Here is a 21,166-nt window from a genome sequence, read left to right on the forward strand (position 1 = left end):
GTTTCAGCCGAGTCAAACACGGCCCCCGCCCCCACTTTTCAGCATAAAAAAGCCCCGCAAGTTGGACGGGGCACCATCTCAAAAAATGCCTTATAAGCCGTTGGCAGCTTCATCTATCAAAGCGGCGATTTCTTTCGGATGCGAAGCAAGAGAAGCGTGGCTGGCGTCCAGCGTAATCACCTTTTTGGCCTTCAAACGCGCAGACATTCGCTGCTGGTTTTCGGGGGCTATCATCCGGTCATTGCTGGAGATTTGGTACCAGGACGGTTTGTGTTTCCACGCTGGCTCAGCGATCGTATTGCCGAAGGTGCTGGCCAACGGCGCCTTTTGCGTTACCGCCATCACCAATGCCTCATCAGCAGGCAGATCCTGACAGAAGCTTTCGTGGAACTTGTCTGTCTTAATCCATAAATAGCCGTCGCTGTCCGGCGCCAGGTTCGCCGCCGCAATTGGCGGATGTTGCTGGGTAATGCCTCCGGGGCTTTCGCCGGCGTCCGGTGCGAAGGCGGCGATATACACCAATCCCACCACGTTGGGTTGATTGCCCATTTCACTGAGCACCGCGCCACCATAAGAATGGCCGACCAACAGCACCGGCCCCTGCTGCTGCGCCACCATCTTGCGGGTGCGTTCAGCATCGTCTGCCAGCGATGTCAGCGGCATTTCAACCGCGTGAATCGAGTGATATCCCTTGTGCGATAATTCGGTAATGACTTTGCTCCAGTGCGCTGCACCGCCCCAAAATCCATGGACCAGGACTACGGTAGGTTTTGCCTTCATTACAAGATTCCTTCTTTCGCGTGGAGACGCTACACCAAACTTGAGCGTCCGCACTGTTCACTTCCAGCACCCTCTGGCTCAAGCCCAAACGTCTTTATATACCCCCTTGTATATAGTTCACATCAAGAGTTTCCAGCAATAGCTACGAATAGTTAATCTGTTGCAACATCCTTCCTGGCGAACCATTCTGCCCGGGTTATCTCCCAAATTTCCGTAGTTATGCGGCCTGCTACATAAGCGCTTTCTTGGGTCGCAACCACTCGCATGCCGTTATGCTCGGAAATACGTCGAGACGCCAGGTTGTCTTTTGCCTTGGAAACCCGTAGCACCGGCTGCCCCAGTTGATTGAACCAGTAATCAGTCACTGTTTCGCTGGCTTCACTCATCAATCCCTGACGTTGCCATGCCAGTGATAGCCAAAATCCACGATTACTGTTGCCAATCAAATTCAGGTTAATTACACCAATCAAATGCTGCTCATCCTCTCGTCGCCGGATAGACCAAAACCAACCTGTGCCCGCCTCCATCGCGGGTAGCGCGATATTATTGATAAACTCCAACGCAGCGCCTTCAGGGTATGGCCAAGGAATTTGATCTGTCATATGACGCACAATTTCCCACTGTGGAAACAACAGCTGAATATCTTCGGCATCGCCAAGCGTCAGTGGGCGCAATACCAGCCTCCGACTGACTAAAACAGGAATTTCCAAGGAATAAACCTCCTATGCACGCCCAAAGCCTTGATGGTTTACACGCCTCTGACAAGATTAAAATTAGGATTTATACCTATAACGATCTAAAATCCCATGAAAAAACAAAGAGAAGTATTTTCAACAATATCAATAGGGAATTTTTACGTGAAGGAAATGATCTCCATTCTTTTTATCGTAAGCCTGCTGGCGACGCTTTTTTCGTGGTTATTCGTTTATAGCCTCAATATTCATTAACGCCGTGCGAGAATAAAAAAACCCCGGCATGCGCTGATGCCAGGGTTATCAAAGCCACACTATAGCCGTCCAGGTTTTGCAACCACGGTGACTACTGTTTCGTCTGGATCCAGAATGCGTGGATCAGCCCCGGGAAGTAGCCAAACAAGGTGAGGATAATATTGAGGATAAACGCGCCGCCTATACCTTTATCCAGCAGTACGCCCAGCGGTGGCAGGATGATGGTAAATACGATTCTCCAAAAACTCATAATAGCGCCTCATTTTGTTCCATAAGCCACCAACATATTATATCTGCTTAACATTTTCAAATCTCACCCAGCAAATCGGCCTTCAACGTGGCATGAAAAATGCGTATAGCCACAGTAATTGTGTTGATACCTGCCTAAATTGAAGAAACAATTAATAAGCATTGATTATGTGGGGTTAAGCCCTTAAAATTTGTAACTTAACAATACAACTGGGTAAGGTTTCATGTCGTCGCTGTGGGTTGCAACACAATACTTTTATTTGATTGGCTTGGTAGTTTCTATGATTTTCACCTACCTGGTCAGCCGGGATACCATAAAAATTCGTTTTCTCAGTGCCTTAACGATTGGTTTAACCTGGCCCCTGAGCCTACCGGTAGTGTTGATGTTCTCCTTGTTCTGACGCTGCAGAAACCACCCCGTCAAACGCTGACGGGGCGATAGCACCGCCTACTACATCAAAAATCGTACCCAACCGTCGCCACCACGGAACGTTCTGCGCCCCAGTAGCAATAGCCGGTCCCATAGCAGGCCGCGACATATTTCCGGTCGGTCAAGTTATTCACATTCAGTTGCACATAGGCACCTTTCAACGACGGATTCACCCTGTCCAAATTCATCCGCACCGAGGCATCCAACAGCGTAACGGAAGGGATCCTCAACGTATTTTCGTTATCGGCCCACTGCTTGCCGATGTAACGCGCCCCAGCACCAAGATCCACACCGTATGCGGTGGCATATTTGCCCCACAGTGAAGCCATTTGGTTCGGTGCGAGATACGGTGTGTTGCCGTCGTTGCCATCAATGGCATCTTTGAATTTCACTTTATTGTAGGTATAGCCTGCGATCAGATCGAAGCGTTCGGTGATCTTGCTTCGGGCCTCCAGCTCAAGCCCCTGAGAATGCACCTTGCCGGCCGGCAGGTAATAGCTTTGCTGCACCACGCGGTTAGCCACGTCTTTCTGCGTCAGGTCATACAGCGCCACGCTGTATATCGAGGAACTGCCTGGTGGCTGGTACTTCAGACCCACCTCATACTGCTCGCTGGTGCTGGGTTTCAGCATATGGCCGTTTTGATCGGGCAATGCCTCCGGGGTGACTGCGGTGCTATAACTGACGTAAGGCGAGAAACCGTTATCAAAGCGGTACAACAGTGAGCCACGGCCGCTAAAATTGTCGTCGGTGCGGGCATCGCTGGTGCCGGTGTTGAGCACCGTATTTTTAGATTCGATACGGTCGAAGCGCCCTGACAGATTCAGATACCAATTCTGTAAGCTGATTTCATCCTGCAGATAAACGCCGGTCTGCTCATAACGACGTCGGGAATCGGTATGCGTCAGGTTGGTTAATGCGTCACCGCCGGACACGCCGGTGTAAGGATTAAGCTGCGAAGCTCTCGCCGACTCATCCCACAAATTATTACGCAGGCGCTGGTAATCCAAACCCAGCATCACCTTATGATCCAGCAGCCCGGTCGCAAAATCGGCTTCCAACTGGTTATCAACGGCGAAGGCATCCAGCGAAGTGGCTGAACCGCTGTAATAGCGATTCAATAGGCTGTGATCGTCATTCCAGCCAATCTGGTACACCTGCTGTAATTCAACATTGGAGTGGGTGTAGCTGGCGTTCTGGCGGAATGACCAAACGTCGTTAAAACTGTGCGAGAAAGCATAGCTGTAAATCTGTTCCCAACGTTTGAACACATTGCGGCTGCTCTCGCCATCAAAGAAGCCACGCCCCAGCTTGTCACCGGAACTGGAATAGAGGCTGCCATCTGCCGGTACTGCACTGTGATAACCGCCTGAGGGATCTTTTTGCAGATAAGCTTTCAGCAGCAGCGAAGTATTTTCATCCGGCTGCCACAGTAATGACGGTGAAATGGCATAGCGTTCCTCACGTTGATGGTCATACATGGTTTCGCTGCTGCGCGTCATGCCGGTCAACCGATAAGCCCACTGCTCCGACAGCGCGCCGGTCACATCGAAAGCGCCACCCTGGGTGTTGTTATTGCCTGCCATCAGGTTAACGTGCCCTTCCGTGGCAAACTGGGGGCGCTTGGAGGTCAAAGCGACCAACCCGCCCGGAATGCTTTGCCCGTACATGACCGATGAAGGCCCTTTGATAACGTCGATGCGTTCCAGGAACCAGGGGTCAACCTGCAAGGCATTATAGGTGCCGCCGTCACTCAATAACCGCAGACCATCAAGGAAGGTGTTATTAACGTCGCCACCGTGAAAACCACGTAACGCAATGGTGTCATAGCGCGTTGCACCACCGGCGAAGTTAGTGAAAACACCAGGCGTATATTTCAGGGCATCATTAACCGTTTGAGTATTCTGGTCGGTCATTTGTTGGCGCGTCACCACCGAAACGGACTGTGCAGTCAGAATCAAGGGTTTATCGGTTTTGGTCGCCCCTTGGCTGGTCGTCGCTTGATAGCCGTGGGTCGCTGCTTCCGCCGTATCAGCGGGTTTAGCAGTAACAACCAGAGTATCCTCAGCGAAAGACACCAGCGGCAGGAACATCGCAAACGCACACAAAACCCGTGACCGTTTGACAGGAAAAATCGTCGGCATACCTGTAATCCCCAGTAAAAAACATTAAATGACACCCAAAGGCCCTGTCATCAACGCGGATTAACAACGCTGTGCAGAGGTTATATCGGTGTGTTGTATGTAAATTAAGTGAAATATTAATGATAATTATTATCTTTATTGATAAAAATTTTCAAGCCTCCATGCCTTTTTATAAGCAAGCAAATCAATCTGCACGGCAAATAAACCATGGGCTGAATAGGGAATTAGTCGATTGAAAGATAACAATAAAAAAAGCCAGCACTAGGCTGGCAAGTAAACAGGAATAGATGTAAGCAATGTCGTGCCAGTTCGGAAGAGCGCATAAGGAGACAAACCTTTTCCTCTCGACTGGCACCCATAGATGATAACGACTATCATTATCCTTTAGTGCAGAGTTTCAATCCACCTCTTTTTGCTCATCCAGCGGCAACAACGCTCAGCGTGGTCGTTTAATAAACCATTTATGCAAACGGCTCACCACCAGCAGGATAGCGCCAAGCAAAATATTCGCTGCCCCCCATAAAATGAGTATGTATATAAAGGTTTGATAAAGGGGTATTCCTCGTTCGGCAGAAAAGGGATTAATATGCCAAAACCGAATGACATTAAAGGGATTGAGATTGAACCACTGACAAAATAAAGCGACCACCATAGGTGGCAGAAAGAAATAAAACCCCAGCGTGGCAAACAGCAGATACATGGTGAAACGTTCGTTTTTATACTCTTTCATATCAATAAGTTGCCATTATTTTTCGATGGGAAAACACCCTGAATCTTATGGTTTCAACAGACCTGACAGGCCCTGATTAGTTCCCGACAGAGGGTAAAATAAAGCCTGTTTAGCGTTTAAATTCCATTTAGTTTTTGAATGTTATAACGCTAGTCAGCTCAGGAGGCTCCAATGATACCGGAATATTGCCCAATCTCGCCAACCCCCAAAAAACTGAAGGTTATCTATGGCTGGTATATATATACCGTGTATGCCCTACTGATCTTTAATATCTACCTGGCGGTATACAACGTCTGCGTCAGACACCCTTTCGAAGCTCCACTGATCTCCGCATGCCACAGCCTGTTCATCGGGTTCATGCTTTACCACCTGCTCAAAAAACGCGCTAACTTTGCCTGGATGATGCTGGCCTATTATATTCTGATGCGGATTTATTACGCCAACGTGATGCATAGCGAGTTCAATATCTGGAGCCGAGGGTTGGTTTTTATTCTTCTGACTGTATTGCTCACCGGCCCCATCGTACTGGGTCAACTTGCAACGCCACCTCTTCGTCAAGATTGGTTTGCGCGCTTAGGGTGGCGACAATGGGCTACGTTAGCCGTTCTGTCGGGGGTGCTGACACCGTTAATTACCGCAGATTATTTAGGCTGACGGCCGAGATTTAGCGTGGGATATGGGGTTCCGAGATATCGACAAGACGGCAGACCTTGGTATAGTTTTCTGATTTTTCACATATTTTATCAGTGACAAACACGCCAAGGTAACTCAACACCAGCAGATAACCGGCCATGCACAAAATGAAAATAAGCGTTCTCACCGATAGGACCAACCTGCCAACAAAACCCTGAGTATTATACCTTGGTTAACCCACTTTAGCCTATTTCAAAGTATTTCATTAATCCGCTGGTCATTTCAGAGGTTTAAATGTTATGTTATTACATATCATAATAAACCAGCGCAGATGCATTAATGGAAAGCCAACCCCCGCCGTTACTTACCGTAGAACACCTGACGCTCTCACTGAACGCAGAGGTCAAGATCCACGATCTGAGCTTCACTTTGCATGCAGGTGAACGTTTATGCCTGCTGGGCGCATCGGGTTCCGGCAAATCACTGACCGCCGCCGCCATTCTGGGCACGCTGCCGGTCGGAGCAACGGTTAGCGGTTCGATTCGACTGCAAGGGCGAGAAGTTAATGGTCTGCGTTTGCAACGGCGTAAAAACACTGAATTGGCAGCCATTTTTCAGGATCCTTTTACCAGCCTCAATCCTCTGGCCACCGTGGGCCAGCAATTGACCCTGGCGCTATGCAGCCAAAATCCCCTGACGAAATGCCAGGCCCAGCACTGCGCAGCGGAATTACTAACAGCGTTGGGAATGTCGCCGGACAACGTTATGACGCGTTACCCCAATCAATTATCCGGGGGCCAATGTCAGCGAATATGTGCAGCACTGGCCTTGCTCGGTGAGAAAAGCCTGCTGATCGCAGATGAACCTACCACCGCTCTGGACATGGTCAGCCAGCATCAGCTGATTGATATCCTGAAAAGCTACACCGAACGCCCCAGCGCGCCGGCGTTACTGTTTATTACTCACGATCTCGCCGTTGCCGCCGGTCTTTGTCAACGTGCCATCGTGCTGGTGAACGGGGAAATAGCCGAACAGGGTTCCTTCGCCCGATTGTTACAGCACCCCCAGCATCCCTACACCCAACAGCTGGTCGCCAGTGCTCAACGCCCGGCATTTAACCGGCCCCCATCACTGAGACTGGCAGGGTAACGGCATGAACAATCTGCCCATAAGCGGGGAAATACCCTTTATCAGCCTGCAGCAGGTCTGCCGACAATATTCATCAGGGGCCGGTGGGTTACAACCTACCGATCTGAACCTGTACTCTGCACAACGCGTTGGATTAGTGGGCTGCTCCGGGGCCGGGAAATCAACGCTGCTTAAGCTGTTGCTGGCGCTAGAAGCGGCGGACGCCGGCCATATTCTGTGCCAGGGCGAGGAAATTCGCCCCGCCCCGGTTCATAGATTGCGCTGGTACCGGCGGTTAGTGCAGTACGTACCTCAGGACGCCCATGCTTCGCTCAATCCTCGCCACAGAGTAGTCGAACTAATTACCGCTCCCTTGCGCCAACTTGGTCCACGTCAGGATTGGGGTATCGCTGCCGAACGGGCTTTGCGACAGGTCGAATTGGATGAAAGCCTGCTGTATGTGCGAGCCGGACAACTTTCCGGCGGGCAGGCGCAACGGGTAGCCCTGGCGCGTGCTATTGCGCTGAAACCCCGTTTTTTACTGGCCGATGAACCGGTCAGCGGCCTGGATTTGCCGCTGCGTCAGCAGATCATCGCCCTGCTCGACCAGATTGCTCGTCAGCAAAATATGGGCATGTTGCTTGTTTCCCACGATATTTCGCTGGTTGCCGCCTTATGTCAGCGCACGCTGGTGATGGCATCTGGCGTCATTGTGGAAGACCGCCCCACCCATGAACTGCTTCACGCCCCGAGGCATTCCGCTACCCGCCGTTTGATCGACGCCATTCCGCTGTCGCCGTCCTTTTTCCAGCACTAAAATTTTGAGGAGTTTTGCATGTTCAACCCGCGCTTTATTGGCCCAACCGGCTGCCTGCTCGCCGGCAGTTTGCTGCTCGTCGGCTGCTTTGACCCTGTTGACCCCAAAGAAAGCACCGGCGACGAACGGCGCATTCGACTGGCGATGCTTCAGCCCCCACGCTCTGGGCTCACGCCGTTGAGCGATGACGCGTTTAAACTTTCGCGCTGGAGCACCGCCGAAACGCTGGTGGTGCTGAACGCCGACGGCGACGCTGAACCGGCGCTGGCAACCGAATGGCAACAGCTGGATCAACACCGCTGGCGCTTCATACTACGATCGGGAGTCAATTTCCATGATGGTAGCGCGATGACCCCGGACAGCGTGGTGCGTTCGCTTTCAGCGGCGATGAACGCCGCCCCCAAACCGCGCATTCTTGACGGCGTCGAATTGGCTATCGTCCCAGAAGGTGATCATGCTGTCGTGATCACAACCGCCGTGCCCGATCCGCTCCTCCCGCAGCGGTTGTCCAGCCCACAATTGGCGATCCTCGCCGAACGGGCCTATGGCGCCAACGGGGTGGTTAATCCTTTGCAGGCCGGAACCGGCGCCTTTGTGCTAACAGAGATCAACGGCACCAGTAGCGCACGTTTAAAACGCTTCGACGGCTATTGGGGCGAGAAAGCGGCCGCCCCAGGAATCGACGTCAACTTTGTCCCGGATAGCGCCGCCCGTGCTGCCGCCCTGCGCACCGGCAGCGCCGATTTGGTAGAGGCGCTGCCAGTCTCGCAGTTACCGTTAATTGCGGCAGAATTGATCCACGAAGTACCCATGCCACGCACCAATACGCTGTATCTGAACACCCGGGTCGGTGTTTTCCGCGATCCGGCCATTCGCGCCGCCGCCGCTGCGGCGATCAAACGTCGCCCGTTGGTGGACAACGTTTACGAAGGCCGCGCCGATATTGCCTCCGGGCTGTTGGGGCCCGCGCTGCCTTGGGCCGCGCCGTTGCGCCAGCCGCAACCGACTCTGCCGCCAACCACGGTTGAAGGCAAAACCATCACCCTGGCCACTTTCAGCGATCGCGCCGAGCTACCCGAAGTGGCGGTGTATCTGGCGCAGCAACTCAGCGCCGCCGGTTTTGTGGTAAAGCAGGAAGTGCGGGAATATGCGCACATTGAAGCCGACGCGCTGGCGGGTAAATTCGACGCCTTTATCTTGTCGCGAGCCACGGTGCTGGACTCTGGCGATCCATTGGCCTACATGTACAGTGACTTCGCCTGCCGGGGTTCCTTCAATATTGCTCAACTGTGTGACCCGCAGGTGGACGAAGCATTGACTCAGGCCGCAGCCATTCCTGCCGGGCCACAACGACGTCAGGCCATCATCGCGGCAGAAAGCCGCATTCTGGCAACCCATGCGGCGATACCCTTGCTGCATGAACGCGTGATCCAAGGGGAAGCTGCCGTAATGAGGAGCGCAGAGCGCGATCCGCGTGAACGCCTGCTGGTGACGCCTCGCAGCTTCATCGGCCCAGAGCAACCTTGATGGAAAAAGCGCAACGACTATTGCCACTCGCCTCACGCCTGTTCTCGCTGCTGGGGATGATCGTATTGATTGGCCTGATGCCTTGGCTGTCCGGGCGCGATCCTGCGCTCAGCTTGCTGCGGGCGCGTTCGGGTGAACAAGAGGCTACCCCGGAAGCCCTGAATGCCATTCGTCAGCAATATGGCCTGGACGACGGGCCCTTGCTGCTGCTTGGCCGCTGGTTTCACAGCGTGCTGCGGGGTGATGCCGGCAACTCGTGGATTTCCGGTCGCCCGGTGCTGGAAGGCATGTTGCAGGCCACAGGGGTTTCTCTGACCCTGATGGGTTACGCGCTTGCCGTCGCAGTAGTGGTGGCGATACTGCTGGCGTTGCCAACCCTGTGGCGCGGCCTGCATGGCGAGAACCGCCGTCCCGCAGGCGTGTTGGCGGTGTCCCTGACTGCACTGCCCGAATTTTTGCTGGCGGCGCTGCTGTTGATCGTTGGCGCTGTCTGGCTGCAGTGGTTTCCTCCCTACGGCTGGCAAAGCCTGCAACATGCCATTCTGCCGGCACTGGCTCTGGGCTTACCGGCCGGCGGCCTGCTGGCGCTGTTGCTCAATGACGGCCTGGCCGCAACCTTCTCCGAACGCTGGTTGCTGACCTGGAGCCTTGCCGGTATCGCCCGGCGGCATTGCCTGTTGGCCGTTCTGCGCCGCACGCTGCCTGCACTGCTGCCGCAGGTCGGTTTAGTGCTGATTGGACTGACCGGCGGCGCGATCGCCGTCGAGAAAGTGTTCGCCATTCCGGGACTGGGCCGGGCAACATTGGGGGCCGCCATCGCTCAGGATCTGCCCGCCTTGCAATGCGGGATCCTGATCCTGTTGCTGCTGGCCTTCGGCACCGGTTTCCTGATGCAGGGAGCCCATTACCTGTTGCTGGGCCGAATAGCCGCCGTATTACCCAATTCAACGCCACCACAGCACAGCAGCCGGGCGAGTTATATTTTCGCCGCCGTCGCGGCGCTGTTGCTGTGCCTGTTAGTGCTGAGCGGGATCATCCGCGATCCCTTTTCGTCACTGCATATCCGTCTGCAGCCACCCAGCCTGGATCTGCCCTTTGGTGCAGACGCCACCGGCCGGGACATTCTGGCACGTGTCGCCTACGGGGCACTGAATACCAGCCTGTTGGCGCTGGCAGTCAGCTTCGCTTCGCTGTTCCTGGGGATAGTGTTCGGATTGATGCCTCGCCTGATGTGCGGGGTTATTGAGTTGGCCAACGCCACACCGCCGATAGTCGCAGGGCTGTTGGTCACCGCTGTCACCGGGCCTTCCCCCTTCGGTGCTGCCTGCGCGGTAATGCTGGTCAGTTGGGCGCCGCTGTCCGCTCATTGCGCTTCGCTGTTGGCTGAAGCCCGCACTCAGCCCTATATCCGCATGTTGCCAGTGTTGGGGATCGGCCGCTGGCGTACCCTGACGCACTACCTTTTGCCGGCGCTGTGGGTTCCCCTGCTGCGCCACGCCATGCTGCGCCTGCCGGGTATTGCGCTGGCGCTGGCGGCGCTGGGTTTTCTTGGCCTGGGGCCACAGCCACCCAGCGCAGAATGGGGGCTGGTACTGGCCGAGGGCATGCCCTATATCGAACGGGCACCGTGGGGCGTTTTGGCGCCAGCGGTAGCGCTGGTGCTGTTGGCCGTGCTGGCTGTCACGCTGGCAAATACCGCCGGCAATCGCCGACGCTGACGGCGCATCCTGATCCGGTTTGTAGTAACATTATTTGTATTTCTACCAGCCGGGAGTCCCCCATGCACCATCTGATGTTAGACATAGAAACGCTGGACATAAAACCGAGCGCGGTGATCCTGGTGGTGGCCGCCGTGTTTTTCGATCCCCAAACCGGCCAGCTCGGTGCCGAATTTGAAAATGCCGTCAGCAGCCAAAAAGATCAGCCAGGCAGAACCATCAGCCTGGATACCGTCGCCTGGTGGGCCAAACAGTCGGATGAAGCACGCAAGCTGGCGTTTGGCGGCACGGAGAGCCTCAAGCGCACGCTGACCAATCTGAGTCGCTTTATCCATATGAACAGCACTGACCAGGTTAAAGTCTGGGGCAATGGCAAGGAGTTCGACTGCACTATCCTCGAGCATGCCTTTCAGCAACTGGACATGCCCTGCCCGTGGAAGTTTTGGGACACACAGGACGTGCGTACGGTGATCACTCTGGCCGAATTGCTGGGCTTTAATCCGAAAAAAGAACGGGCATTCGAAGGCACACCGCATCGTGCGCTGGACGACGCCAAACATCAGGCCCGCTACGTGGCGGATACCATCTCCGCACTTTACTATCGCAAAGCCGCGTCGCTATGATTCCAGCAAGTTAGGCATGCCGAAGGTCGGCCGACGTTTTGCCCCTTTCCATTTATCGCCAGAGTCTCTACTCTAGCCCTCTTTGTCACTCGGATGTGCTGTTTTTGTTATGCAAAAATTTCTGTTTCTGCTCCTTAGCCTGGTGCTGCTCGGCCCGCTGGGTATCGATCTTTATCTGCCGACTATCCCGGCCATCGCTCTTGGCCTTAACAGCAGTGAAGCGCTGATCCAGTCCACCATTTCACTGTTCATTTTGGTGCTGGGTCTTGGGCAGATTATCGCCGGGCCGCTGGTGGACAACTACGGCCGCAAACCCGTAGCGCTGGCCGGTATCGTCATCTACATGATTGGTGCCGCCATGGCCGCGCTGGCCACCACACCGACGGTGTTCGTCGCTTCACGTTTGCTGCAGGGCGTAGCGGTCTGCTGTACCGCCGTTGTGGCATTTAGCGGCGTGCGCGATCGGATGAACGGCGACGACGCGGCTCGCGCCTTCGGCTTCCTCAACGGCACGCTTAACATTATTCCCGCACTGGCCCCGCTGCTGGGTGGGTTACTGGCGGAAGCCTTTGGCTGGCGCGCACCTTTCTGGTTCCTGGTGTGTTATGCCCTGGCCGTGCTGGTGTTGATCGCTCTGCGCCTGCCGGAAACCCGCCCGGCAGACACGGTGCGTGTTAAAGGTTTACCGGTACGCCAATATGCTCGCATCCTCAAAGATCGCCGTTTTCTGTCCTTCGCCGTGGTCAACTCCGGCGCGATGGGTATGGCATTGACCTACGTCTCGCTGGCACCCAACGTGCTGATGGGCACCGCCGGCCTCACGCCATTGCAATTCTCTCTGGTGTTTGGTGCCAACGGTTTTTGGATCATGCTGGTGAGTTTCTTCGCCAACCGCATCATTCACAAGGTGGGACGCCCGGTGTGCCTGGCAACCGGGGGAATTCTGATGGGTATCGGGGGCGTAGGCCTGCTGATCGGGGTTACCTGGCTTTCCGGCTCGGCGCAAACTCATTGGCTGGCCTATATGCTGCCCGTCGCCAGCGCCTGCGCGGGCTTAGCCTTCGTGATGGGCCCGGCGACCAGTTATGCGCTCGAGCCCTACTCCAACGAGGCCGGTGTCGCTTCTGCACTGGTAGGTTTTGTGCAGATGGCCGGCGGCGCAGGCCTGGGTCTGTTGGCGATGGCGCTGCCGTTGCAGCCCAAGCTGTCGCTGGCGCTGGTGATGCTGGTAGGTTGCCTGCTGGCGCTGCACGCACGGCAGCGCAGCAAGCAAATCAAGGGGCAACTGAAGAAAATTGCCTGAGGCTTAGGCCTCGGTAACGATAGGCACTCTGGCGGCCAACGCCGTCAGCAATTCATAGCCCAGCGTGCCTGCCGCGGCAGCGACATCGTCAACAGGCAGGCGCCGCCCCCACAATTCCACTTCCGCACCGATATCGGCGTGCGGGCAAGGCGTCAGATCGACCGCCAGCATGTCCATCGACACCGTACCCAGCGTTCGCGTCAGCACGCCATCCACCCAGACCGGCGTGCCCGTTTGCGCATGGCGCGGGTAGCCGTCTGCATAGCCGCAGGCTACCACCCCGATGCGTTGTGCATCTTCGGCGCGATAACGCCAGCCATAGCCAACCTGATCGTTCTGTTTTAGCGTTTGAACACCAATAATTTCGCTGCTCAAGGTCATCGTAGGCTGCAGCCCGCTGTCGGCAATATCCTGCGATTGGCCGCTCGGCGAAGCGCCATAGAGAACTATGCCCGGCCGCACCCAACTGCAGTGGGTTTCCGGGTGCCACAAGGTGGCGGCAGAGTTGGCCAGACAGCGCGGCGCAGTAATGCCCGCCGCCGCTGTCTTAATGGTCGCCATCTGCGCTTCGACGCCCTGTGGACCGTCGGCGGTGGCGAAATGGCTCATTAGCGTCAGGCTGGCAATATTGCTTATCTGCTGAGCTTTCAGCCAAACGGCGTGCAACCGCTCAGGGGCAAAGCCCAGACGGTTCATGCCGCTGTTCACTTTCAGGTAAACATCCAGCGGTGCCGATAGTTTGGCTTCGGCTATCGCCGCCAGTTGCCAATCGCTGTGCACCGACGTCGTTAAACGGTAGCGATCCAGCAGGGCTAAATCCTGCGCTTTGAAAAAACCTTCCAACAGCAAGATCGGTCCTTGCCAACCTGACTCGCGCAGCATAATCGCTTCGGCGAGATCCAACAGGGCAAAACCATCCGTTTGCGCCATGCTACGCCAAACATGTTTAATGCCATGACCATAAGCATTGGCCTTGACCACTGACCAGACTTTGGCACTTGGAGCACAGCGACGGACCACTTGCAGGTTATTTTCAAAGGCGCCAAGGTGCAGCGTGGCGGTAATCGGGCGAGGCATGGGAACTCCTACGGACCTGCGAATGCGGTCACGGACCTACATCCGCGACCGCAACATTGTCTAATTAAGGTTTTTAACGCGCGTGATGCACATCATTCAAGGGCTCAGTGTAAGCGCTGCGAAATCCGGCGCTGTAGCGCGCTACCGCCAGGTCATCTGACGGAATAGCCGGCGTGATGCCGGAAATCAGATCGGAAAGCAGCTGGCCAGAACCACAGGCCATTGTCCACCCCAGCGTGCCATGCCCGGTATTCAGGAACAGGTTTTTCAGCGAAGTCTTACCGACAATCGGCGTACCGTCCGGCGTCATCGGACGCAAACCGGTCCAGAAAGTAGCTTCCTCCACCCGCCCACCGTTAGGGTAAAGATCGCGTACCACCATCTCTAGCGTCTCGCGGCGTTTTTGTTCGAGCTGGGTATTAAAACCGACAATTTCCGCCATGCCACCGACGCGAATACGCTGGTCGAAACGGGTGATGGCGATTTTGTAAGTTTCATCCAAAACGGTCGAGAATGGTGCCGCGGCCTCATCCGTAATGGGAATGGTCAGTGAGTAGCCTTTCAACGGATACACAGGGATCGAGACCAGATCGCGCAGCAGCGCGGTGGAATACGAACCAAAGGCCACCACGTAGCTGTCGGCCTTGAAGATCTCCCCGCCACATTGCACGCCGCTGATTTTATCCCCTTCCACCAGCAGGCGATCGACGCTGCGGTTATACAGGAAAGTCACGCCCGCTTGCTGGGCCAGCTTGGCCAACTGCTGGGTGAAGAGTTGGCAATCGCCGGTTTCATCGTTTGGCAGTTGCAGACCGCCGGTCAGCTTATGCGCCACCTGCGCCAGCGCAGGTTCGACGGTGGCCAGTTGACTGGCTTCCAACAGTTTGTAAGGCACGCCGGCGTCTTCCAGCACCGCGATGTCCTTGGAGGCGCTTTCAAACTGTTGCTGGGTGCGAAACAGCTGCAGCGTGCCGCCCTGACGGCCTTCGTACTGAATGCCGGTTTCCTGGCGCAACGCTTTGATGCAATCGCGGCTGTATTCCGCCAACCGCACCATGCGACCTTTGTTGGTCATATAGTGTTCGGTGTTGCAGTTTTTCAGCATCTGCCACATCCAGCTCAGCTGGAAACGGCTGCCGTCCAAACGAACCGCCAGCGGCGCATGGCGCTGGAACATCCATTTGATTGCCTTCAACGGTACGCCAGGCGCAGCCCACGGCGCCGCATAGCCCGGTGAGATTTGCCCGGCGTTTGCCGCGCTGGTTTCCATGGCCGGACCAGGCTGACGATCGATTACCGTCACCTCATGCCCCGCCTTCGCCAAATACCAGGCACTGGCAACGCCCACCACCCCACTACCTAAAATTACCACTCGCATCGCTGACTCCAGCTCAAGGCTTCACAAAGCATAATCTTCTGCTCACAGGAAATTAACTCAGTGGAAAAATCCGTCCAACATCTTCATCATCAAACGTGACAACATTCACAATTAATTTATCGTTCATGGCCGGTTCTTTTGCAATAGCTACCTATAAATAGCGATAAGATGTTGTCAAAGGCAGATTTAAGAGCGAAACGGCCCCTATTATGCTGTCATTGACAGCATTGAGAGCACTAAGAAAAGCTACGACGCGCAACAAGGTTTTAACAGAACATAAAAATGAAACAGGCCCACTGAAACAGAATAATAAACCACTAAAAAGCCATTTCATCGAGATAACATTTCATACGCATCCGCAGCCGCTTCAGCAGAAAAAACTCGCCCTAAAATGCCCCAGTCGCTTCCTGAGGCGGGAAGGCGACGTCAGAACGTTGAATTTTTAAGCTTTATATCATTATTACCTCTGCCCAGATTGAGCTACGATTGATCTAGGGTCTGCCGTTCGAGCAAGGTCCGTAATAACGAGGGTGCGCTGATGACTACTTCAACACATGAAAAGGTCAAGGAAGATAAACGTCTGAGCGATGGACCGGACTGGACGTTCGAGCTGCTGCAGGTGTATCTGGAGCACATCGATCGCGTAGCCAAACATTACAAGCTCGATACCTACCCGCATCAGATCGAGGTGATTACCTCAGAACAGATGATGGACGCCTATTCGAGCGTCGGCATGCCGATTAACTATACCCATTGGTCATTCGGTAAAAAATTCATTGAGACCGAGCAGCGCTACAAACATGGGCAGCAGGGGCTGGCCTATGAAATCGTCATCAACTCCAACCCTTGCATCGCCTACCTGATGGAAGAAAATACCATCACCATGCAAGCGCTGGTCATGGCGCACGCCTGCTACGGGCACAACTCGTTTTTCAAAAATAATTACCTGTTCCGCAGTTGGACCGACGCCAGTTCGATCGTCGATTATCTGTTGTTCGCCCGCCACTACATCAGTCAGTGCGAAGAACGCTACGGCGTTGAAGAAGTGGAGAAGCTGCTCGATTCCTGCCACGCGCTGATGAACTACGGCGTGGACCGCTATAAACGCCCGCAGAAGATCTCCCTGGTCGAAGAAAAAGCCCGCCAGAAGAGCCGCGAAGAGTACCTGCAGAGTCAGGTCAATACGCTGTGGAAGACCCTGCCGCGGGTAGAACGCGAAGAGGCGCCTGAACAAGCGCGTCGCTACCCAAGCGAGCCGCAGGAGAACATCCTCTACTTTATGGAGAAAAATGCGCCGCTGCTGGAACCCTGGCAGCGTGAGGTGCTGCGCATCGTGCGCAAAGTGAGCCAGTATTTTTATCCGCAAAAACAAACGCAGGTGATGAACGAAGGCTGGGCGACATTCTGGCACTACACCATCCTCAACCATCTTTACGATGAAGGTCGGGTGACCGAACGCTTTATGCTGGAGTTTTTGCACAGCCACACCAACGTGGTGTACCAGCCGCCTTACAATAGTCCTTATTACAACGGGATTAACCCTTACGCGCTGGGCTTTGCCATGTTCCAGGACATCAAGCGCATCTGTCAGTCGCCGACCGAAGAAGATCGCTACTGGTTCCCGGACATTGCCGGTAAAGACTGGCTGGAAACGCTGCACTTCGCCATGCGTGATTTTAAGGACGAAAGTTTTATCAGCCAGTTCCTGTCCCCGAAAATCATGCGTGACTTCCGGCTGTTCACCGTGCTCGATGACGATCGCAATAACTACCTGGAGATTGCGGCGATCCATAATGAGGCGGGCTATCGGGCGATCCGTCAGGAGCTGTCGGCGCAATATAACCTGAGCGACCACGAGCCGAACATTCAGATCTGGAATGTGGATTTGCGCGGCGATCGCTCATTGACGTTGCGTTATATTCCACAAGACCGGGCGCCGCTGGACAAAAGTCGGCGTGAGGTGATGAAACACCTGCACCGCCTGTGGGGCTTCGACATTATTCTGGAACAGCTCAACGAGGATGGCAGCGTCGAGCTGCTGGAACGTTGTCCGCCGCGGCCGACTCCGCTGTAGGATTAGAGACCATGACAAAGGGGCGCCACTGGCGCCCCTTTTGCGTAATGCGAGAGGTGAAACTAACGGCGGGCTTCGGTCAGATCGCTCGGCATGGTGCCTTGCATGCTCTGCCAGATGGCCCCGCTGTCTTTACCGTAGTTACGCACGCAATCCATCACCTGATCGTACGACTTTTCATGGCACAGCGTCGACAGCTTGCTGTAGAAAGTCAGCGCTAGCTTGCGGGACTCCGGATTTGAGAAGTAGTAACGACCGACACGGGTGTACAGGCCTTTGAGGCCGTTGAAGATCAGACCGTAAATCGGGTTGCCGGAAGCGAATGCGAGACCGCGGAAAATTTCGTAGTCCAACAGGTTGAAAGCGTCCGCCTGATCTTCCACTTGAGTCGCTTTCGCCAAGACTTCCTGAGCAGCCTCAGGATGATTACGCACCGCTGCGCGAATAAAGATCGCGGCAATATTGGTACGAACCGACAGCAAGTTGTCGATCAACTGTGGAACACTTTTGTGATCGAGGCGTGCCACCGTCTCAAGAATATTGAGGCCGGATGTTTCCCAGAAATTATTTACTTTGGTCGGTTTGCCATGCTGAATGGTCAGCCAGCCATCACGGGCCAGGCGTTGTAAAACTTCGCGTAACGTGGTGCGCGTAACACCAATCAATTCTGAAAGCTCACGCTCCGCGGGCAAAATAGAGCCAGGAGGGAAGCGATTATTCCAGATACTCTCGATAATGTATTCTTCCGCGAAACCGGCAGGACTCTGCGCCTTTATGACCATGTGTTTGACGTTCCGTAGCGACGATAATCAGTAATAGTAGTCGGCTGATCATACCAGATCGCCTTGGCATGACATAGCGTGAGCGAAAAACATTAAACGAAAGTGTGCATAAAGTGGCAAAAAACGTGCAAAAACACCGCGTCAGAGAAATTTCACGTCGTAAAGCAAGCCCGTATTGCTTCTGCCCCTGCGGCATTGTTAGGGTAATATGTGACAACTTATTTTCAGGACGTGTAACGCATAATGGAAACGACTTTACGCAGTGCCCTGGTGAAAAACTTCCTCGGGCAATCACCTGACTGGTACAAACTGGCCATCCTCATCTTCTTGTTGGTCAATCCGCTGGTTTTCTTCCTGGTCGATCCGTTCATCGCGGGTTGGCTGCTGGTCATCGAATTTATCTTCACGCTGGCGATGGCGCTGAAGTGCTATCCCCTGCTGCCAGGCGGCCTGCTGGCCATTGAGGCGGTATTGATCGGCATGACCAGCCCCGATCGGGTGGGCGAAGAGATTGCCCATAATCTGGAAGTCCTGCTGTTGCTGATCTTTATGGTGGCCGGCATCTACTTTATGAAGCAGCTACTGCTGTTCGTCTTCACCAAGCTGCTGCTCAATATTCGCTCTAAAATACTGCTGTCTTTAGCCTTCTGTTTTGCGGCAGCATTTTTGTCCGCCTTCCTCGATGCGCTGACGGTGGTTGCGGTAGTCATCAGTGTCGCAACCGGTTTTTATTCGATTTACCACAACGTGGTGTCGAACCCTTCCGGCGGCGCTGCCGACGTCAACGACGACAGCAACCTGGTAAGCGACGATAACAAACAGACGCTGGAGCAGTTCCGCGCCTTTTTGCGCAGTCTTCTGATGCACGCGGGCGTCGGTACCGCGCTGGGCGGCGTGATGACCATGGTGGGCGAACCGCAGAACCTGATTATCGCCAAAAGCGCCGACTGGGGCTTTGTCAACTTCTTCCTGCGCATGGCGCCCGTCACTTTACCGGTATTGATCTGTGGTCTGCTGGTCTGCCTGCTGCTTGAGCGCTTTGGCGTCTTCGGCTACGGAGCAAAACTCCCGGAGCGCGTGCGCGAAGTGCTGACAGAGTTTGACCGCCAGGCGACTGCCGGGCGTAGTAAGCAAGAGCAGGTCAAATTAGTGGTTCAGGCACTTATCGGCGTTTGGCTGATTGTCGCCCTGGCCTTCCATCTGGCGGAGGTTGGCCTGATTGGCCTGTCGGTGATTATCCTCGCCACTTCCCTGTGTGGCGTAACCGATGAGCACGCCATCGGCAAAGCCTTCCAGGAGGCCTTGCCCTTCACCGCCCTGCTGACGGTATTTTTCACCGTGGTGGCGGTGATCATTGAGCAACACCTGTTTACCCCGGTGATTCAATTCGTTTTGCAGGCGGAACCCTCTTCCCAACTTTCGCTGTTTTATCTGTTCAATGGCTTGCTGTCTTCAGTATCTGACAATGTGTTCGTCGGTACGGTTTACATTAATGAAGCGCGCGCCGCATTTGAAAATGGCGCCATTTCCCTGAAGCAGTTTGAAATGTTAGCGGTCGCCATTAATACCGGGACCAATTTGCCGTCGGTCGCCACGCCGAATGGCCAGGCCGCCTTCCTGTTCTTGCTGACCTCCGCACTGGCCCCCCTGGTACGTTTATCCTATGGGCGAATGGTATGGATGGCATTGCCTTACACTGTGGTATTAACCCTGGTTGGTCTGTTGTGCGTACAATTTACCCTGGCGCCCGTGACCGACCTGCTGACCCAGTGGCATTGGCTGACGCTGCCGTCGCTCGAAGCCGCTGCACACTAACCCTGTAAACCCACTCCGCTGTCAGCGACTATTTTTGTGCTGAATCCGGCTCAGGTGGCTGGCAGCGGGGTTGAATTGGTTTACACTGCCAGTTCAATTGCTTACTGCATGGAAGAATAAATATATGTTGCAATTCTTTAACCGCTGCTCACAGGGGCGCGGTGCTTGGCTGTTGATGGCCCTGACTGCGCTGGCGCTGGAATTAGTCGCACTCTACTTTCAGCACGTAATGCTGCTGCAACCCTGTGTCATGTGCATTTACGAACGTTGCGCGCTGTTTGGCATTCTCGGTGCCTCGCTGCTGGGTGCCATCGCGCCGAAAACGCCGCTGCGTTATGCCGCTATTCTGCTGTGGATTTACAGTGCCTGGGATGGCCTGCAGCTGGCATGGAAACACACCATGATCCAACTGCACCCTTCGCCGTTTAATACCTGCGATTTCTTCGTCAGCTTCCCGTCCTGGCTGCCGCTGGACAAATGGCTGCCTGCGGTGTTCCACGCATCAGGCGACTGTTCGGTACGCCAATGGGAATTTTTGACGCTGGAAATGCCGCAGTGGCTGGTTGGCATCTTTGCAGCTTATTTGTTGATTGCTATCGTTGTGCTGCTGGCACAATTTGTCCGCCCACGCCGCCGCGATCTGTTTGGCCGCTGAGCATGACAGCATGAAAAACGGCGCCTCAGGGCGCCGTTTTTCATCGAGTGACTGATGATCTTCAGAGGTAATGCGAGATTAGGTATGTGTAAGGTAATAAACGAGCACTATTAGTGCTCCAGCTATGGCAAACAGGCGTATCATTTTCATTATTTTACTCTCGAAACTTAGCGTGAGAGCGCTCAAACTACCTAACATCAGGTTTAAAAAGAAGCATCTGGGCAGGATTTGACGCGTAATTTACATAACATTAAGTTAGAAGAGTAAAATGTCTTATCTACGAAAGCCTCGCTTCACTTTTTCGGTCTTACCTCACAAAAATACTGGCGCAACGATTTTCCTCGCCACTCACTTCA

19 protein-coding genes are annotated in these 21,166 nt (G+C 54.5%); 11 read left to right on the plus strand and 8 right to left on the minus strand.

Translation table 11 applies throughout. The features are described 5' to 3' along the window. Positions 1-90 precede the first annotated feature (90 nt). The 3 genes from NR114_RS09850 to NR114_RS09860 form a co-directional block, all read right to left on the minus strand. Positions 91-780, minus strand: a complete 690-nt coding sequence (locus NR114_RS09850) for an alpha/beta hydrolase (RefSeq protein WP_020827219.1) — start codon at positions 778-780, stop codon at positions 91-93. A gap of 152 nt (positions 781-932) precedes the next feature. Then, positions 933-1,490 (minus strand): GNAT family N-acetyltransferase, encoded by a 558-nt coding sequence (locus NR114_RS09855; protein ID WP_048760084.1) that lies wholly within the window; start codon positions 1,488-1,490, stop codon positions 933-935. Between the two features lie 328 nt (positions 1,491-1,818). Beyond that, positions 1,819-1,977 (minus strand): YqaE/Pmp3 family membrane protein, encoded by a 159-nt coding sequence (locus NR114_RS09860; protein ID WP_020827220.1) that lies wholly within the window; start codon positions 1,975-1,977, stop codon positions 1,819-1,821. Between the two features lie 223 nt (positions 1,978-2,200). Between NR114_RS09860 and NR114_RS09865 the strand changes: the two genes are divergently transcribed. Then, positions 2,201-2,377 (plus strand): GhoT/OrtT family toxin, encoded by a 177-nt coding sequence (locus tag NR114_RS09865; protein WP_020827221.1) that lies wholly within the window; start codon positions 2,201-2,203, stop codon positions 2,375-2,377. A gap of 55 nt (positions 2,378-2,432) precedes the next feature. On the opposite strand, the gene NR114_RS09870 is transcribed toward NR114_RS09865, so the two are convergent. Further along, the gene (locus NR114_RS09870) at positions 2,433-4,550 is read right to left on the minus strand and encodes a TonB-dependent siderophore receptor (RefSeq protein WP_234530092.1); all 2,118 of its coding nucleotides are present in this window, start codon (positions 4,548-4,550) and stop codon (positions 2,433-2,435) included. A gap of 436 nt (positions 4,551-4,986) precedes the next feature. Then, a complete protein-coding gene (locus NR114_RS09875; protein WP_046373362.1) occupies positions 4,987-5,280 on the minus strand; it encodes a hypothetical protein in 294 nt (97 codons plus the stop codon). 171 nt (positions 5,281-5,451) lie between these two features. Here NR114_RS09875 and NR114_RS09880 point away from each other — a divergent pair, with 171 nt between their 5' ends. From NR114_RS09880 to NR114_RS09910, 7 genes are all read left to right on the plus strand, one after another. Next, positions 5,452-5,934, plus strand: a complete 483-nt coding sequence (locus NR114_RS09880; RefSeq protein ID WP_020827224.1) for a hypothetical protein — start codon at positions 5,452-5,454, stop codon at positions 5,932-5,934. Positions 5,935-6,252: 318 nt separating this feature from the next. Beyond that, positions 6,253-7,062 carry an ABC transporter ATP-binding protein gene (locus NR114_RS09885; protein ID WP_256824831.1) on the plus strand — a complete coding sequence of 270 codons (810 nt, stop codon included), beginning with the start codon at positions 6,253-6,255 and terminating at the stop codon, positions 7,060-7,062. A gap of 4 nt (positions 7,063-7,066) precedes the next feature. Then, a complete protein-coding gene (locus tag NR114_RS09890) occupies positions 7,067-7,858 on the plus strand; it encodes an ABC transporter ATP-binding protein (protein WP_234530088.1) in 792 nt (263 codons plus the stop codon). 18 nt (positions 7,859-7,876) lie between these two features. Next, positions 7,877-9,385, plus strand: coding sequence for an ABC transporter substrate-binding protein (locus NR114_RS09895; RefSeq protein WP_234530087.1), 1,509 nt, complete (start codon positions 7,877-7,879; stop codon positions 9,383-9,385). Beyond that, on the plus strand, positions 9,385-11,103 hold the full coding sequence (locus NR114_RS09900) for an ABC transporter permease subunit (protein WP_234530085.1): 1,719 nt from the start codon (positions 9,385-9,387) through the stop codon (positions 11,101-11,103). The genes NR114_RS09895 and NR114_RS09900 overlap by 1 nt, the downstream gene beginning before the upstream one ends. A 62-nt stretch (positions 11,104-11,165) precedes the next feature. Next, positions 11,166-11,726: a 3'-5' exonuclease gene (locus NR114_RS09905; RefSeq protein ID WP_046373357.1), complete on the plus strand. Its 561-nt coding sequence runs from the start codon at positions 11,166-11,168 to the stop codon at positions 11,724-11,726. Between the two features lie 109 nt (positions 11,727-11,835). After that, positions 11,836-13,029: a multidrug effflux MFS transporter gene (locus NR114_RS09910; protein ID WP_234530083.1), complete on the plus strand. Its 1,194-nt coding sequence runs from the start codon at positions 11,836-11,838 to the stop codon at positions 13,027-13,029. Positions 13,030-13,032: 3 nt separating this feature from the next. On the opposite strand, the gene dadX is transcribed toward NR114_RS09910, so the two are convergent. After that, positions 13,033-14,106, minus strand: a complete 1,074-nt coding sequence (gene dadX / locus NR114_RS09915; protein WP_234530081.1) for a catabolic alanine racemase DadX — start codon at positions 14,104-14,106, stop codon at positions 13,033-13,035. Between the two features lie 73 nt (positions 14,107-14,179). Then, positions 14,180-15,484, minus strand: a complete 1,305-nt coding sequence (locus NR114_RS09920) for a D-amino acid dehydrogenase (RefSeq protein WP_234530080.1) — start codon at positions 15,482-15,484, stop codon at positions 14,180-14,182. Between the two features lie 538 nt (positions 15,485-16,022). Here NR114_RS09920 and NR114_RS09925 point away from each other — a divergent pair. Next, on the plus strand, positions 16,023-17,558 hold the full coding sequence (locus NR114_RS09925; RefSeq protein ID WP_020827233.1) for a SpoVR family protein: 1,536 nt from the start codon (positions 16,023-16,025) through the stop codon (positions 17,556-17,558). Between the two features lie 62 nt (positions 17,559-17,620). Here the strand turns inward: NR114_RS09925 and fadR are convergent, their stop codons facing one another. Continuing rightward, entirely contained in the window at positions 17,621-18,340 is a 720-nt protein-coding gene (gene fadR, locus NR114_RS09930) for a fatty acid metabolism transcriptional regulator FadR (protein ID WP_020827234.1), read from the minus strand. Between the two features lie 243 nt (positions 18,341-18,583). On the opposite strand from fadR, the gene nhaB reads away from it, so the two are divergent. After that, positions 18,584-20,155, plus strand: a complete 1,572-nt coding sequence (gene nhaB, locus NR114_RS09935; RefSeq protein ID WP_234530078.1) for a sodium/proton antiporter NhaB — start codon at positions 18,584-18,586, stop codon at positions 20,153-20,155. Positions 20,156-20,279: 124 nt separating this feature from the next. Further along, the gene (gene dsbB, locus NR114_RS09940; protein ID WP_234530076.1) at positions 20,280-20,810 is read left to right on the plus strand and encodes a disulfide bond formation protein DsbB; all 531 of its coding nucleotides are present in this window, start codon (positions 20,280-20,282) and stop codon (positions 20,808-20,810) included. Positions 20,811-21,166 lie beyond the last annotated feature (356 nt).

Origin of the sequence: Serratia sp. Ser99, assembly GCF_024519545.1 — a bacterium.
Classification (GTDB): domain Bacteria; phylum Pseudomonadota; class Gammaproteobacteria; order Enterobacterales; family Enterobacteriaceae; genus Serratia; species Serratia liquefaciens.